This window comes from Pseudomonas sp. H1_F01 (assembly GCF_054681425.1).
In genome coordinates, this window is record NZ_CP162823.1 from 6,174,884 (window position 1) to 6,191,230 (window position 16,347).

Genomic DNA, 16,347 nt, shown 5'->3' on the forward strand with positions numbered 1-16,347 from the left:
GTTAATGAAAAACCGTTTGTTCATCCTCACTCAATACCTGCTGCCCCACCACCTGCTGTCGCGGTTGGCCGGCTGCATTGCCGAATGCCGCGTGCGCTGGTTCAAGAACGCCTTCACCGCATGGTTTGCCAAGCGCTACCAAGTGGACATGTCCCAGGCACTGGTGGAAGACCTGACTGCCTACGAGCACTTCAACGCCTTCTTCACCCGCGCCCTGAAAGACGGCGCACGCCCGCTGGACGATACCCCGGGCGCGATCCTCAGCCCCGCCGACGGTGCCGTCAGCCAGCTCGGCCCGATCGAGCATGGCCGGGTGTTCCAGGCCAAGGGCCACAGCTTCAGCGTGCTGGAGCTGCTGGGCGGTAATGCGGCCAACGCGGCGCCGTTCATGGGCGGCGATTTCGCCACCATCTACCTCTCCCCCAAGGACTATCACCGCGTGCACATGCCACTGGCCGGCACCCTGCGGGAGATGGTCTACATCCCTGGACGGATTTTCTCGGTCAACCAGACCACCGCCGAAAACGTTCCTGAGCTGTTCGCCCGCAACGAGCGCGTGGCGTGCATTTTCGACACCGAACGCGGGCCGATGGCCGTTGTACTGGTGGGCGCGATGATCGTAGCGTCCATCGAAACCGTCTGGGCCGGACTGGTGACACCTCCCAAGCGCCAGCTGAAAACCTTCCGTTATGACGAAGCCGCCCGCGCGCCGATTCATCTGGAAAAAGGCGCCGAACTGGGTCGCTTCAAGCTGGGTTCGACAGCCATCGTGCTGTTCGGTCCGGACCAGGTGAAATGGGCCGAAGGCCTGGTGGCCGGTTCGCCAGTGCAGATGGGCCAGGGCCTGGCACTGCCAAAGGCCTGATTCACGCCCGTCCTTTGAAGCAGGGTTGTGGGAGCAAGACCTGTGGGAGCAAGGCTTGCCCGCGATGAACGATGACGCGGTCCAAAAGAAACTGCGGCGCCTGCATCGCGAGCAAGCTTTGCTCACACAGCACACTCAGGCCAACACGCCGGCCTGTCAGCTGCTAGAGTTGGAAACATCACGTTTATTTCCCGCCGGAGCCCGTACACGGCATGAATGAGACCAGCCCTCTCCAGCTATTGCGCGTCATGACCCCGACGCAAGCACGCTTGTCGTTCTGCGACGCCACGCCACGGGACCTCAAGCGCTGGATCGCCAACCTGCCCAAGGCCAACATCGGCGAAACAGCTCGCCTTTTGTACCAAGCCCTTGGCGAACTCAACCAACTGCTCACGCCCAGCGACAATCGCCTGCAACTGCTCGAGCTGCTGCGGCCCGAGGTGTATTACGTCTGCAAGCACCTGGAGCGGCACTTCCTGCAACAGGCCATCGTGCTGGATGAACGCTCGCGCAAGATCGTCAACCTGTGCCAGGCGCTGCAAACCCAGCTGGCGATGGGCTACAAACAGATCGTGGCGCGTATCGCGTCGAAATACACCAAGGACCGGGCCCGCCTGCTGAGCACCGCGCTGCAACGGGCGATGCATGCCCTCAATGGCCCGCTGCTGCGCGCCAGTCAGTTGTACAGCCCAGTGCCTGAAGGGCTGTGGCTCGATTTACATCAGTTGTATCGGATCGCCTGCCTGCACCGGTTGCAGCACCTGAGCGTGAGTGACGAACTGGCGAGCCAGGTTCATCAATTGAACCCCGAACAGACCTATGTCGTTGCCTTGTTGCTGGGAGCGTCACGCAGCAATCAACTGCGCCAGAGCCAAATCGGGTGGCTGACCCAGGCGCTCGAATCCTGGAGCCAGTGGGTCAAGCTCGATCCCACCTCCAGCGCTGCCAGCCTGTTCGCGGTCGCTCCGGAGCTGGATGTCGGGCCACGCTACCGCTCCAAGTTCCGCGCCGAACAGCAGCCAACCTTGCAGGGCTTCGATCCACAACCCCTGGTGCGCGCAATCGCCACGCACCTGGAACAACCTGCCGAGCATAGCCTGCCAATACCGGGCGGCATGAGCGTCGACACCTTGCATCACCTGCAAGCCGCCTGGGGCGAAGCGGCCGAACGCAGCTTCCAGCGCACCGAGGGCAACGGCACGCTGACCCTGTGCGTGGGCATGAGCGCGCTGCACTACTACCTCGGCGGCGAGCGCTCTTTCAACGAGATACTGAAAAGCCCCGGCACCCGCAAGGCCCGCTTCGAAGCCTCGCCAAGCAAGACAAGCGACACTTGGAAGCAAGCGTTCGACGCCGCCCCCGCCGGCGACAGCGACCTGCTGCCCTATGAAGAAATCGAGTACCCGGTCAACCCGGCCGATGACGATGGCACCAGCTCCGACAACCAGCATCACTTCCCCACCTACGACCTGCCAATCATCAACCACAGCCCCGGCGGCTACTGCCTCGGCTGGCCCAAGGAAGTGCCGGAACAACTGCAAGCCGGGGAAATGATCGGCATCCGGGACACCAGCGACCAAGCCTGGAGCGTTGCCGTGGTGCGCTGGATCCGACAAGTGCGCAACGGCGCCATGCAAATGGGCATCGAGCTGGTCGCACCGCATGCCCAGCCTTGTGGGCTGCAACTGGTCCGCGAAGAAAATGAGCACGGTCACTACCTGCGCGGGCTGTTACTCCCCGAGATCAGCGCCATTGATCTCCCCCCCACCATGATCGCCCCGCGCCTGCCGTTCCAGGAGGGCCAGCGGGTGTTGATCAACACCAACGGCCAGGAACGCCGCGCCGGCCTGGACCGCCGGGTCACCAGCACCCACAGTTTCAATCAGTTTGCTTATCACCCGGAAGACTCAACCGCCAACGGGGATGGCGGCGAGCAAGAAGGGAATTTTGATTCGTTGTGGAAGTCGCTGTAGGCAGCCAACGCGTAACCCTTTGTGAAGAGAGAATTCTCTGTGGAGCAAAGCTTGCTCGCGATGCTGGCACCGCGGTTCTTTTATAGACCGCGTTATCGTTTATCGCGGGCAAGCCTTGCTCCCACAGCTAGATCTCCTCGCCACAAAGATTGCGACAGACTCAGAGCTGCCCGTCACGATCCCTGAAGCCCAACAGGTACAACACCCCATCCAGCCCCAGGGTGGAAATCGCCTGTCTGGCCGACTGCTTGACCAGCGGCTTGGCGCGGAACGCCACGCCCAGGCCCGCTATCGCCAGCATCGGCAAGTCGTTGGCACCGTCGCCCACGGCGATGGTCTGTTCCAGGCGCAGGCCTTCTTTTTCAGCCAGTTCACGCAGCAGGTCCGCCTTGCGCTGGGCATCGACGATCGGCTCGACGGCCACGCCGGTCACCTTGCCATCCACCACTTCCAGTTCGTTGGCGAACACGTAGTCGATGCCGAGCTTGGCCTGCAGCTGCTTGGCGAAGTAGGTGAAGCCGCCGGACAGGATGGCGGTCTTGTAGCCCAGGCGCTTGAGTTCGGCGAACAGCGTCTCGGCGCCTTCGGTCAGGCGCAGCGAAGCACCAATGGAATCCAACACGCTGACGTCCAGCCCCTTGAGCAGCGCCAGGCGCTCCTTGAAGCTGGCCCGGAAATCCAACTCGCCAGCCATGGCTCGCTCGGTGATGGCCGAGACCTTGTCGCCCACGCCGGCCGCCTTGGCCAGTTCGTCGATGACTTCGGCTTCGATCAGCGTCGAGTCCATGTCGAACACCGCCAGGCGGCGGTTACGGCGGAACAGCGAATCTTCCTGGAAGGCGATGTCGACGTTCAGTTCCTGGGCCACGCTGAGGAACTCGGCACGCAACGCCTGGGGATCCGCCGGCTCGCCGCGCACCGAAAACTCGATGCAACCCTTGCCCTTGTCGTCCGGGGTGTCCAGCGGCATGCGCCCGGACAATCGGTCGATATGGTCGATGTTCAGGTCATATTTGGCGGTGATCGAACTGACACGCTGCAACTGCTCGGCGGTAACCTTGCGGGTCAACAGGGTAACGATGTGGCGCTTCTTGCCCTGGCCGGCCACCCAATGTCGGTAATCGTCCTCGGACACCGGGGTGAAGCGCACCTGTTGGTCGAGCTTGTAGGCGGTGAACAGGATGTCCTTGAGCACCGACTTGCCTTGTTCGGCGTCCGGGATTTCAACCAGGATGCCGAACGACAACGTGTCGTGGATCACCGCCTGACCGATGTCGAGAATGTTCACACCACCCTGGGCCAGAACGCCGGTAATGGCCGCAGTCAGACCCGGACGGTCGCTGCCAGTGATGTTTATCAGGACGATTTCGCGCAAGGCGCACCCCCGCAGGTGGAAAAAAACCGCATTCTACCCACATTCAGTGACCATCGGGCACCGCCAGTGCTTTGCCGGTCATGGGGCTGTCGCTATACTGCGCGTCAATTTCACGGACAAAGAGCCGAGCTCAGTGAACCGGCCCACGCCAGTCAAAACCGACAACTTCTTCCTGCTGATCTTCCGTGCACTGCGTCACCGTCGTGTGCCGATAGCATTGCGCATTGCCAGCCATAACGTGATCCTGGTCGCCCTGGCCCTGGTCATCTACGCCTGCGTGATGGGCTTGCAGTTCAAGCAGGCGATGCACGAGCAGGCCGACGCCCTGGGTGAAAGCCTGACCACCCAGACCGCCACGTCCGCCACCGAGCTGCTGGTGTCCAACGACATCCTCAGCCTCAACGTGCTGCTCAACAACCTGACCAAGAACAAACTGGTGGCCCACGCCGCCATCTACAGCGTGGACAACCGCATCCTCGCCGAGGCCGGCCAGCGTCCCAAGCCAGGCCTGCTGGGCGAGTCCGGCGGCATGTACCAGAGCAAGATCACCTTCCAGGACGTGACCGCCGGGCAGCTGCGCATCAGCCTGGACATGGACCAGTTCCAGCAACCGATGACCATCAGCCTGCAAAGCATGGGTATCCTCAGCGCGATCCTGCTGGCACTGGCACTGGCCTTGAGCCTGCGCCTGGGGCGGCACATCTCCACGCCGCTGTTGCAATTGCGCGTCTGGCTGCGGGACATCGACGAACACACGCCAGCCACCCAGCGCCAGGACGAAATCGGCGATCTGGCCCGGCAACTGCACGCCAGCTTCGCGCCGGAGCCTGAGCCCGTGCCGGAACCTGAAGACATCGACTACGTGGACGACGACGATGCCGAGCCGGGCTTCGAAGTGCGTAACCTGCGCGACCCGGGCTTCGATGAAAGCCAGCCAATGCCTGCTTCCAAACCGGCTCCACGCCACGTGGTACGCACGGTTGAAGACGATGAAGACGACGACGCGTTTGCCGACCTGCGGGACGAGTCAGTCGATGGAACACCTCAACCGGTCGCCAGGCCAGTCGCCTCGAACCTGCCCCAGCACAGTGCCGTACTGGCCGTGCAACTGGGCGCCCAGGACCAACTGCGCCGCCTGCCCCAGGCGCGCCTGAAGGAATTGCTCGAGCGCTACCGCGACTGCCTCGACCAGGCCGCATCGCTCTATCAGGGCGAACTGCACACCCTGAACGATGGCAGCACGCTAATGCTGTTTCACACCGAAGACAGCGGTGACGACTACCTGACCAACGCCATTTGCTGCGGTGAGTTGCTGCGCGCCTTGGGCCACCAGTTGCAGATCGAAGTCGCCGACAGCGGCATCACCCTGCAACTACAATTGGGCCTGACCCTGGGCGATGGCTTGTTTGGCCTGAGCCAGATCGACCTGCTGCTGACCGAAACCGCCCAGGACGCCCTGGCACTGTCGCAACACAGCCGCAACCTGCTGCTGGTGGAGCGCAAGATCAACGACGACGCCCTGATCCGCCAACGCGCTCGCATCCGCCCCATCGCCAGCCCCGAAGGCGCGTGCTGCGTGGAACGCTTGATGGAACCTTATCCATCAATGCTGGAGCGGCAGTTGGCGCGGATGCATGAGCGCCAGGCCTGAGCCTCAGGACTTGAAATGACGAAGCCCGCAGATGAGTGATTGTCTGCGGGCTTTTTTGTTGCCTTTAGCGCCGCCATCGCGAGCAAGCTCGCTCCCACATTGGATATGTGGCTGCAGGATCCTCCTGTGGGAGCGAGCTTGCTCGCGATGAGGCCGGTACAGGCACCGGAAAACCCAACCGGCAGAAACAACAAAGCCCGCTTCAACGCGGGCTTTGTTTTGCATCCAGTCCTGGCGTCAGAACCTGAACACTTCCATGTCCGTACGAATCGGCAAGGCCATGGGGATCTTGTCCTTATCCTTTTCTACCGGCTTGGCCGGGGCGGGAGCGGCCTTGCGTGGGACTTCTGCGACAGGTGGCTGGTTGGCCAGGGGCTTGAGCGACACGGACAGCTGTTCGGCCAGGCGTTGCAGGAGCACGCCCTGGGCCTGGACCTGTGCCGCCGTGGTGCCGGCATGTTGCTCTTGCAGATGAACGATGCGGTTCTCACGCACCTTGCCACGACGGTCGATCAACCGCCATTGGGCATCGAGCACTGCCGGCTGGGCTTTACCCGAGTCCAGGCGGGTAATCGACAGCAGCACCTGTACATCCGGGGTGAAGCCTTGGGTCGCGGGTGCCAGCACTACACGCTGGCTGTCCAGATGCCCGGCGACCTGGCGCAGCAGCAACTGATCGATGTCGGAAGACAGGCTGCCAGCCCAACGACCGTCAGTGGCGGCCTGCAGGCTGCCGTCCGGTTGGCGTTGCAATAAGGTTTCGCGTTGCAGGTAGTCGGCGATCAGGACCGGCCCCAGCAATACAGCCATGCCTGTGCTTTGCGCAGGCTGGGCCGGGGTTCCGCTGTCCAGTTGGTACAGCGACACCGGCTGGTTCATGCTGCAGCCCGCCAGGCCAAGCAGGCCGGCGAGCCACAAAATAGGGAGGCGCAGAGCAGTCATCGTTCCGTCCAGGTGGCAGCCACAAGGCTTACCACAGTGAAAAAATACTCGGTCATTATGAAGAACGCTCGGCCACGCCGGCGCTTGAAAGGGCCTATCATCCGTGAATATGCGCGCCGACTCCAGCGCGAAAGTATCGATCTGCGGCATTTAATCGCAGACCGAGCCCTCTAGTACGCCTAATTGAGGTTTTCGACGAGCAGCGCATCGACTCGCTGAAACCCCCTTGGGAGCTTGTTGCCCCGCCGACCACGTTCACCCTTGTAATGCTCAAGATCGTCCGCCTTTAACGAAAGCGTGCGCTTGCCTGCCTGTAGCACAAGCGTGGCGCCTTCCGGCAACACTGCAATATCCGTGACATATTCCTCACGACTGGCAACCCGTTCGCCGGAAATCCCAATAATCTTGTTGCCCTTGCCTTTACCCAGCTGTGGCAGGTCGCTGATCTTGAACACCAGCAACCGGCCTTCGGTGGTGACCGAAGCCAGCCAGTTGCTCTCCCGATCGGCCACCGGCCGCGGCGCAATCACCTTGGCGTTGTTCGGCAGGCTCAACAACGCCTTGCCCGCCTTGTTCTTGGCTTGCAGATCCTCGCCCTTGACCACGAACCCGTAGCCCGCGTCCGATGCAATTACGTACAGTCCATCATCATCAGGCATCAGCACGCATTCAAAAGTTGCACCCGGCGGCGGCGTCAAACGACCGGTCAGCGGTTCGCCCTGGCCACGAGCCGACGGCAGGGTGTGGGCCGGCACCGAATAGCTGCGCCCGGTGGAGTCAACGAACACCGCAAACTGGTTGGAACGCCCGGCCGCCAAGGCCTTGAAGCCGTCCCCGGCCTTGTAGGAAAGCCCCGTCGCGTCAATATCATGACCTTTGGCGGAACGTACCCAACCTTTTTCTGACAGTACGACGGTCACTTTCTCGTTCGGCAGCAGATCGTGCTCGCTCAGCGCCTTGGCTTCGGCACGCTCGACGATTGGCGAGCGACGGTCGTCGCCGTAGGTTTCGGCGTCCTTGAGCAGTTCGGTGCGCACCAGTTTCTTGAGTTTGGCTTCGCTGCCCAGCAAGGCTTGCAGCTTGGCCTGTTCCTTGAGGAGTTCATCCTGTTCGGCACGCAGCTTCATCTCTTCCAACCGCGCCAACTGCCGCAGGCGGGTGTCGAGGATGTAGTCGGCCTGGATTTCACTCAGGGCAAAACGGGCGATCAGGCTGGCCTTGGGGTGCTCCTCGGTACGGATGATGTGGATCACTTCATCCAGGTTGAGGTAGGCGATCAGCAAACCGTCCAACAGGTGCAGGCGACGCTCGACCTTGTCCAGGCGGAATTGCAGGCGCCGACGCACGGTCTTGACCCGGAACTCCAGCCACTCCACCAGCAATGCCCGCAGGTTTTTCAACTGCGGCTTGCCGTCCAGGCCGATGATGTTGATGTTGACCCGGTAGCTGGACTCCAGGTCGGTGCTGGCGAACAGGTGCTGCATCAGCGCGTCGTGGTCGACTCGGCTGTTGACCGGGATGATCACGATGCGGCACGGGTTTTCGTGGTCGGATTCGTCGCGCAAGTCAGCCACTTGTGGTGCTTTCGACGGTTTTGCCTGCATCATCGCGGCAATTTGCTCCAAGACCTTGGCCCCGGAAACCTGGTGCGGCAGCGCCGTGACAATGATGTCGCCGTCTTCAACGTGATACACGGCGCGCATGCGCACCGAACCACGGCCGGTCTCATAGATTTTCAGCAGGTCGGCACGCGGGGTGATGATTTCCGCTTCGGTCGGATAGTCCGGGCCCTGGATGTGCTCGCAGAGTTGTTCCACCGTGGCTTTGGGCTCGTCCAGCAGACGCACGCACGCCGTGGCCACTTCCCGCAGGTTGTGAGGCGGCACGTCGGTGGCCATGCCCACGGCAATGCCGGTGGTGCCATTGAGGAGAATATTCGGCAAACGTGCTGGCAAAACCAGGGGTTCATCGAGGGTGCCGTCGAAGTTCGGCCCCCAGTCCGCAGTGCCCTGGCCCAGCTCGCTGAGCAGCACTTCGGAATAGCGCGACAACCGCGCCTCGGTGTAACGCATGGCCGCGAAAGACTTGGGATCGTCCGGCGCACCCCAGTTACCCTGCCCGTCCACCAGCGTGTAGCGATAGCTGAATGGCTGGGCCATCAGCACCATGGCTTCATAGCAGGCCGAGTCGCCGTGGGGGTGGAACTTACCGAGCACATCACCGACGGTACGCGCCGATTTCTTGTGCTTGGAATCCGCATCCAGCCCCAGCTCACTCATGGCATAGATGATCCGCCGCTGAACCGGCTTCAAACCATCGCCGATGTGCGGCAAGGCACGGTCCATGATCACGTACATGGAGTAATTGAGGTAGGCATTTTCGGTGAAGTCAGCCAGCGATCGGCGTTCTACGCCGTCTAAGCTGTCTGCAAGAATGTCGCTCATGCGGGCCTCATCAGTTCGTTGTCTGGCGCAGCAGCATGGTGCCGTCGCGCTGGGTAAATTCAAGTTTGTTCAGGGCGCTCATGCCCAGCAGCACTTGCGTGCCACCCAGGCCTGGCGCCACCAGGGCACGGACATCGCGCAACACGATGTCACCCAATTGCAACCGGTCGATGCGGGTGCGATAGCCCTCGCTCAAACCGTTGGCGGTACTCAACGTCACGCCGAAACCCTTTTCCAGCTTGAGGCGCTCGGCCAACTCCACCGGAATCGCCACATCGGTGGCGCCCGTGTCGAGCATGAAATCTACCGGCTGACCGTTGATCTGGCCGCTGGCGACGAAATGGCCCTGTCTATTGCCGACCAACTTCACCTCGATAAACCCTTCGCCTCTTTGCGAATACACCTGGGCATTGGGGTTTTGCTGGCGCTGCTCCCATTGGGCAAAAAACCGCGTTGCCAGGAACAGCGCCGCGCACCAGGCCAATATCATCAACACCCTGCCAGCACGCCTGCCCGGCGGCGACTGACTCATGGCGAGGCGCCCCAGCCCCCGTCCGGCGCGGCGAAGCGCCAGATGATCGGCCGCGTTTCGCCGTCGGCGCGAGCACCGTCGTTGTTGTCCAGGCCGATCCAGGCGCCCTCGGTGTCCACCACCAGCGCTTCGGCCAGCCCATAATCCTGGGAATAACGCCGACCGTCCTGCAACGCCTCGGCGGCGAACGACCAGCACCGCTCCACTTGGGCGGTCTGCGGGTCACGCCGGCAGATCTGAAAGGCGTTGCGCTCCAGGGTAAACAGCTTGCCATTGAACAATGACAAATCAGCAAAATCCCGCGAAACCGCCTTGGCCTTGGGGAACTGCGCCGGCTGCATCTCCAGCCCCGCTTCACTCAGCAACACACAGTTGCCATCGCAGTCCCACACCGTTTGCTGACGCTTGATCAACAAAAGCCCGCGACGCTCACGCTCGGCCGCCAACCACAGTTGGTCACCGGCCGGGTTGACCGCCAAGCCTTCGAATAGCGCATTGAAATGCAACAACATGCCGCTGGCACGGGCCTGGCGGATCATTGTTGGTGCAATTTTCAACCACGACGCCGGCCCCGCAGGCGGTACCTGCAACACGGCGGCTTGGGACTCGCTGACCACATAGCGATTGCCAGCGCTGTCGCAACTGATGCCTTCGAAATCCAGCTCGCCACCGCGCAGGAACGACGCTGCCCAGGTTCGGGACTTCAAACCCCAGGGCAAACCGCTGTCGGGAACCGCCGGCACCTCGATTTCAACCACCTCGGCCTGCCAGAGCGAAGACTCGGAGGGCGCGAGGCGATAGATCCGATCATCGTCGCGATCGGATACCGTCCACATTTCGCTGCCACACAGCGCCAACCCGGACAGATTACCGCCGCGCATGCCATCGACGGCATGCTCGGACAGCAACTTCAGCTCCGGTGCAGGCCCTGCGACCACAACCCCCGCCCACAGCAACAACGCCAGGGCGAAACCGTTGCGCATCAGGCCAGCACCTCGGCCAGGTCCCCTTTGGATTCGAGCCAGGACTTGCGATCGCCGGCGCGTTTCTTCGCCAGTAGCATGTCCATCATCTCCGAGGTCGCTTCGAAATCATCCAGGGTCAACTGCACCAGACGGCGGGTGTTCGGATCCATGGTGGTTTCACGCAGTTGCGGCGGGTTCATCTCGCCCAGGCCTTTGAATCGAGTGACCTGCGGCTTGCCGCGTTTCTTCTCGGCCACCAGGCGATCGAGAATGCCGTCGCGCTCGGCCTCGTCCAGGGCGTAGTAGATTTCCTTGCCCAGGTCGATGCGGTACAGCGGCGGCATCGCCACATAAACGTGGCCGGCGTCCACCAGCGGGCGGAAATGCTGGACGAACAAAGCGCAGAGCAACGTGGCGATGTGCAGGCCGTCGGAGTCGGCGTCGGCGAGGATGCAGATCTTGCCGTAGCGCAGCTGGCTCATGTCCGCGGCGCCCGGGTCGACACCGATGGCCACCGCGATGTTATGCACTTCCTGGCTGGCCAGCACTTCGCTGCCGTCCACTTCCCAGGTGTTGAGGATCTTGCCTCGCAGCGGCAGGATCGCCTGGAACTCCTTGTCCCGCGCCTGCTTGGCCGAGCCGCCGGCGGAGTCACCTTCCACCAGGAACAGCTCGGAACGCATCGGGTCCTGCCCGGCGCAATCGGCGAGCTTGCCCGGCAATGCCGGGCCCTGGGTGATGCGCTTGCGCTCGACCTTCTTGCTGGCCTTGAGGCGGCGGCCGGCGTTATTGATTGCCAACTCTGCCAGGGCCAGGCCGGTTTCCGGGTTGGCGTTGAGCCACAGGCTGAACGCATCCTTGACCACCCCGGAGACAAACGCCGCCGCCTCACGGGACGACAGGCGCTCCTTGGTCTGGCCGGAGAATTGCGGTTCCTGCATCTTCATCGACAGCACGAAGGCGATGCGCTCCCAGACGTCTTCCGGCGCCAGCTTCACGCCACGGGGCAGCAGATTGCGGAACTCGCAGAACTCGCGCATGGCATCGAGCAAACCCTGGCGCAACCCGTTGACGTGGGTGCCGCCCTGGGCCGTGGGGATCAGGTTGACGTAGCTTTCCTGGACGCTTTCGCCGCCTTCGGGCAGCCATAACAGCGCCCAGTCCACGGCTTCCTTGTTACCAGCCAGGCTGCCGCAGAACGGCTCGTTGGGCAGGCGCTCGAAATCGTTGACCGCGTCCACCAGGTAAGAACGCAGGCCGTCTTCGTAATGCCACTCGACTTTCTCGCCAGTGGCCTTGTCCTCGAAACTGACCAGCAACCCCGGGCACAGCACGGCCTTGGCCTTGAGCACATGCTTGAGGCGGCTGACGGAAAACTTCGGCGAATCGAAATACTTCGGGTCCGGAGCGAAATACACGCTGGTCCCGGTGTTGCGTTTGCCGACGGTGCCGACCACTTCCAGCTCGGTGGCCTTGTAGCCGTCGGCGAAGGTCATCTGGTATTCGTTGCCGTCACGCTTGACCCGCACCCGCACCTGGGTCGACAAGGCGTTGACCACGGAAATACCCACCCCGTGCAGACCGCCGGAGAACTGGTAGTTCTTGTTGGAAAACTTGCCGCCGGCGTGGAGCTTGGTGAGGATCAGCTCGACGCCCGACACACCCTCTTCGGGGTGAATGTCCACCGGCATGCCGCGGCCATCATCGCTGACTTCCAGCGAGTGATCGGCGTGCAGGATGACCTGCACCGAACGAGCGTGCCCGGCCAAGGCTTCGTCGACACTGTTGTCGATGACTTCCTGGGCGAGATGGTTCGGCCGACTGGTGTCGGTGTACATGCCGGGGCGCTTGCGCACCGGGTCGAGGCCCGAGAGGACTTCGATGGCGTCTGCGTTATAAGAGCTAGCGCTGGGAGTGGCCATGGGGTCTCGTCGTCAGTGTTCAATGAAAAAGGGGCGATGGGCTCACAGCGACGTGAAGTCGATCGCCTGGTACAAATCGGCGCCAATGCCGGCAAAACTCAACAGCGCCGGCAACTGCTGGGCAAACCCTTGGAAACTGTGGTCGCCGCCGGCCTGGATGCGCAAGGCACAGGCGCGGTAATACTGTTGGGCGTGGCGATAATCCAGCGTTTCGTCACCGGTTTGCAACCATACCTGAAACCGCTGCGGATCCCGGGGCGCCGGCACTTGCAGTTCGGCCAGGGCCGTGACGTGGTCGTGGGTCAATTCCCAGGTTTCGTCGGTGTACAAATTCTTTTGCGTGCCCAGGTAACCGTCAAACATCCGATGTGGGCTGACGGCAGGGTTGACCAACAGGGCCTTGAGGCCGTGGCGCTCGGCCAAGTGAGTCGCATAGTAGCCGCCGAGCGAGCTGCCGACCAGCAGCGGGCGCCCCAGTTCTGTAATCGCCTGCTCCAACTGACCGATGGCCTGGCGGGGGTGGTGATGCAAGGCGGGCACCTGCAACTGGTCGCTCAGGCCCAGGCGTGCCATCACCTCGGTCAATTGACAGGCCTTGGTCGACGCCGGGGCGCTGTTGAAGCCATGGATATAAAGGATCGAACCCGACATTGCCGACTCCCTGGGTGTTGGGCAAAAGCCGGAGTTTACAGGGAGATTGCGGTGATTGGGGGGGATTTGACCGTGTTGTTGCCTCCCATGAATCGTCGATCACAGCACCTGTGGGAGCAAAGCTTGCTCGCGATGGCGGCTTAACTGAGTACATATCCATTTCTGCGGTAACGGCCACTTAGGGTTCCGCCCTGACGGCGGCTCACTTTTTTTCAAACGCCAAAAAAAGTAAGCAAAAAAGGCTTGCCCCACCACTCGGCACCTCGCCTAGGCTCGGTGTGCCTGAACGAAGGCATTTGCTCCGTGGGCCCGCCGCGAAGGGCCATCCATGGCCCAGAGTGTGTAAAAACCCCGAAGCCAACCCTTGCTATGATTCCCCAGGACTTCATCGCAAGGGCTGCCCATGAAACGCTTCATCCAAGGTGAACACCGAGATCAAACTACCTTGCTCCCCGAGAGCTTGGACGACTACGTCAGCGACACCAATCCGGTGCGCGTTGTCGATGTCTTCGTGGATGAGCTCGACCTGATCAGCTTGGGTTTTGACAGCGCTGTCCCCGCTAAAACGGGCCGACCGGCTTACCACCCTGCAGTCATGCTGAAGATCTACATCTACGGCTATCTCAACCGTATCCATTCAAGCCGGCGCCTTGAGCGCGAGGCGCAGCGCAACGTCGAGCTGATGTGGCTGACCGGTCGCCTGATGCCGGATTTCAAGACCATCGCCAACTTCCGCAAAGACAACGGAAAGGCCATTCGAGGAGTCTGTCGGCAGTTCGTCGTGCTGTGTCAACAACTTGGGCTTTTCTCGGAGCATTTCGTTGCCATCGACGGCAGTAAATTCAAGGCGGTGAACAACCGCGACCGCAATTTTACCAGCGCCAAGCTGAAGCGCCGGATGGAAGACATCGAGTCAAGCATTGCCCGTTATCTGAAGGCGCTGGATGAGGCTGATCGGGAAGAGCCCAAGTCTTCAGGGCCCAAAGGCGGCCTGGAAGAGAAAATCGCCAAATTGAAGGAGCAGATGAAGGCACTCCAAGCGATTGAAATACAGCTTGAAGCATCGCCGGACAAACAGATCTCGCTAACCGACCCGGACGCGCGCTCGATGATGATGACGAGCGGTCATGGCATCGTGGGCTACAACGTGCAGACAGCAGTCGATACCAAACACCATTTGATCGTTGCGCACGAGGTGACCAATGTCGGTCACGACCGTGATCAGCTTAGCTCGATGGCCCAGCAGGCCCGTGAGGCGATGCAAATCGAATCGTTGTCGGTGGTGGCGGACCGAGGGTATTACAAAAGCGTAGAAATCCTGGCCTGTCACGAGGCAGGGATCACAGCTTATGTGCCGAAAACACTGAGCTCGCGGGCCAAATTTGATGGCCGTTTCGGCAATGACGAGTTTGTTTACGACGCAGACAAAGATGTCTACGTCTGCCCCGCCAAGCAAGTGCTGATCTGGCGCAACTCTTACGTCGACAAGGGCAAGAAGCTGGACGTTTACTGGCACTCCAACTGCCGAGCCTGTTCGATAAAGGCGCAATGCACACCGGCCAGAGAGCGAAAAATTCGGCGCTGGGAACATGAGGCGTTACTGGAGGAAATGCAGGCCCGGCTGAACAATGAGCCGCAGATGATGAACATCCGCAAGCGAACGGTCGAGCACCCCTTCGGGACGCTGAAGCAATGGATGGGAGCGACGCATTTTCTGACACGGCGGCTGGCTGGGGTCAGCACTGAAATGAGCTTGAATGTGCTCGCTTACAATTGGAAAAGAGTGATGAAAATCCTTGGTGCGCAGGGTCTGATGAAGGCGCTGGCGGCCTGAAAGCCTGCCGTTTTGCCCCGTTAATCAAGCTATGAAGCCTTGCTAGCGTTCGTAGGGGCCGCTTGGAGCTACAGGAACCCTTCAGGTTTTAATCAGTTGGCCAACACCTGTCGGCACTACGTGCCGACGATGTTTTTTCTGTTTTTACACACTCTGGGCCCAGCGCGGCTAACCCGGCATCCATGCCGGGTTGCCCACTCCACAATGCCTGCGTTCGGCCATCGTGGTTAACGGGGCGCCGAGATCAACGTCCACCACAAGGCGGCCTAGTAGCCGACCTGGTTCTTCCAGTCGTACACCCATCAGATCTGTGGGAGCAAAGCTTGCTCGCGAGGCGGCCTTACAGCCGTCCTGGCTCTCCCGGTCGTACTCCGGTCCAATTGTGGGAGCGATCTTGCTCGCCTCTGCGCGCGGTGTGGTCAGGATTGTGTATTGACGTTGTCCAGCATCCGATTCGCCAATAAAGCGCCCAGCTCGATCAGTTGCTGAATGCCAAGGGCAACATGGCGTCGCGAGCCTTTCAGGTCGAAGGCAAGGTCGCTGACCATGGCATCGGCTGAGGCCAGGGTTTCGCTGAGGTTGGCCAGCAGGCTTTCGGTGTCGACGCCTTCCACGACGGTGAACAGTTGACCTGAGGGCTTTTTCTTTTTGGCTTGAGGTTTGGGGTCAAGATAATGGTCGATGGCGCGCTTGGCGGCTTCATCGAGTATCGGGGGAATCTGGCTGGCTTCGGGAGAAATGGAATCTTTTTTTGTTGGCCCAGAGTTATCTTCAGACATGTTGGCGCTCCACTAGGATTGAAATAACGCCCTCCTACTTTCGGGTTTCCAGGCCCGGCCGCTGAACTTTCAGCGACGGGAAAAGGTTAGCGACAGCCCTTCCCACCCAGCAACCGCCAGAGCTCGTCGGAAAAATCTGCTTGAACCAGGAAGGATGTCCGACCATTCCCACAAACCCTGGTCGGCTGTCAGCCGCCATCGCGAGCAAGCTCGCTCCCACACAGGTTTTTGGCTGTTTATAAGATCAGTGTCCACCGCCGATCCCTGTGGGAGCAAAGCTTGCTCGCGATGGCGGTGGGTCTGCTTGCATCCATGCTGAATGTACCGCCGTCTTCGCGAGCAAGCCCACACAATTGGATCGGGGTATGACCGGAGAATCAGGTCGGCTATCAGGCCGCCTCGCGAGCAAGCTTT

The 16,347-nt window shown here is 61.2% G+C and carries 12 protein-coding genes; 4 read left to right on the plus strand and 8 right to left on the minus strand.

The window, feature by feature from the left end:
- Positions 1-4: 4 nt before the first annotated feature.
- Entirely contained in the window at positions 5-865 is an 861-nt protein-coding gene (asd, locus tag AB4O09_RS27850) for an archaetidylserine decarboxylase (protein ID WP_460107763.1), read from the plus strand.
- Positions 866-1,077: 212 nt separating this feature from the next.
- Complete coding sequence (locus AB4O09_RS27855) at positions 1,078-2,838, plus strand: hypothetical protein (RefSeq protein WP_028237542.1); 1,761 nt, start codon at positions 1,078-1,080, stop codon at positions 2,836-2,838.
- A gap of 160 nt (positions 2,839-2,998) precedes the next feature.
- On the opposite strand, the gene serB is transcribed toward AB4O09_RS27855, so the two are convergent.
- Positions 2,999-4,213, minus strand: coding sequence for a phosphoserine phosphatase SerB (gene serB / locus AB4O09_RS27860; protein ID WP_003197189.1), 1,215 nt, complete (start codon positions 4,211-4,213; stop codon positions 2,999-3,001).
- 133 nt (positions 4,214-4,346) lie between these two features.
- Here serB and AB4O09_RS27865 point away from each other — a divergent pair, with 133 nt between their 5' ends.
- Positions 4,347-5,864: an AhpA/YtjB family protein gene (locus AB4O09_RS27865; RefSeq protein WP_003197187.1), complete on the plus strand. Its 1,518-nt coding sequence runs from the start codon at positions 4,347-4,349 to the stop codon at positions 5,862-5,864.
- Positions 5,865-6,101: 237 nt separating this feature from the next.
- Here AB4O09_RS27865 and AB4O09_RS27870 read toward each other — a convergent pair whose 3' ends face one another.
- The 6 genes from AB4O09_RS27870 to AB4O09_RS27895 all read right to left on the minus strand — a co-directional run bounded on the left by AB4O09_RS27870 (position 6,102) and on the right by AB4O09_RS27895 (position 13,320).
- The gene (locus tag AB4O09_RS27870; protein WP_003197185.1) at positions 6,102-6,806 is read right to left on the minus strand and encodes a PqiC family protein; all 705 of its coding nucleotides are present in this window, start codon (positions 6,804-6,806) and stop codon (positions 6,102-6,104) included.
- 179 nt (positions 6,807-6,985) lie between these two features.
- Positions 6,986-9,250 carry a DNA topoisomerase IV subunit A gene (gene parC, locus AB4O09_RS27875; protein WP_003197182.1) on the minus strand — a complete coding sequence of 755 codons (2,265 nt, stop codon included), beginning with the start codon at positions 9,248-9,250 and terminating at the stop codon, positions 6,986-6,988.
- 10 nt (positions 9,251-9,260) lie between these two features.
- Positions 9,261-9,782: a retropepsin-like aspartic protease family protein gene (locus AB4O09_RS27880; protein WP_003197180.1), complete on the minus strand. Its 522-nt coding sequence runs from the start codon at positions 9,780-9,782 to the stop codon at positions 9,261-9,263.
- Positions 9,779-10,765, minus strand: coding sequence for an esterase-like activity of phytase family protein (locus tag AB4O09_RS27885; RefSeq protein WP_003197179.1), 987 nt, complete (start codon positions 10,763-10,765; stop codon positions 9,779-9,781). The genes AB4O09_RS27880 and AB4O09_RS27885 overlap by 4 nt, the downstream gene beginning before the upstream one ends.
- Complete coding sequence (gene parE, locus AB4O09_RS27890) at positions 10,765-12,669, minus strand: DNA topoisomerase IV subunit B (RefSeq protein WP_003197177.1); 1,905 nt, start codon at positions 12,667-12,669, stop codon at positions 10,765-10,767. Before parE ends, AB4O09_RS27885 begins: the two co-directional genes overlap by 1 nt.
- Positions 12,670-12,711: 42 nt before the next feature.
- A complete protein-coding gene (locus AB4O09_RS27895) occupies positions 12,712-13,320 on the minus strand; it encodes a YqiA/YcfP family alpha/beta fold hydrolase (RefSeq protein WP_003197175.1) in 609 nt (202 codons plus the stop codon).
- A 403-nt stretch (positions 13,321-13,723) separates the two neighbouring features.
- On the opposite strand from AB4O09_RS27895, the gene AB4O09_RS27900 reads away from it, so the two are divergent.
- Positions 13,724-15,154 (plus strand): IS1182 family transposase, encoded by a 1,431-nt coding sequence (locus AB4O09_RS27900; RefSeq protein WP_212795278.1) that lies wholly within the window; start codon positions 13,724-13,726, stop codon positions 15,152-15,154.
- A gap of 419 nt (positions 15,155-15,573) precedes the next feature.
- Here AB4O09_RS27900 and AB4O09_RS27905 read toward each other — a convergent pair whose 3' ends face one another.
- Complete coding sequence (locus AB4O09_RS27905; RefSeq protein ID WP_003197174.1) at positions 15,574-15,933, minus strand: DUF6124 family protein; 360 nt, start codon at positions 15,931-15,933, stop codon at positions 15,574-15,576.
- Positions 15,934-16,347: the final 414 nt, after the last annotated feature.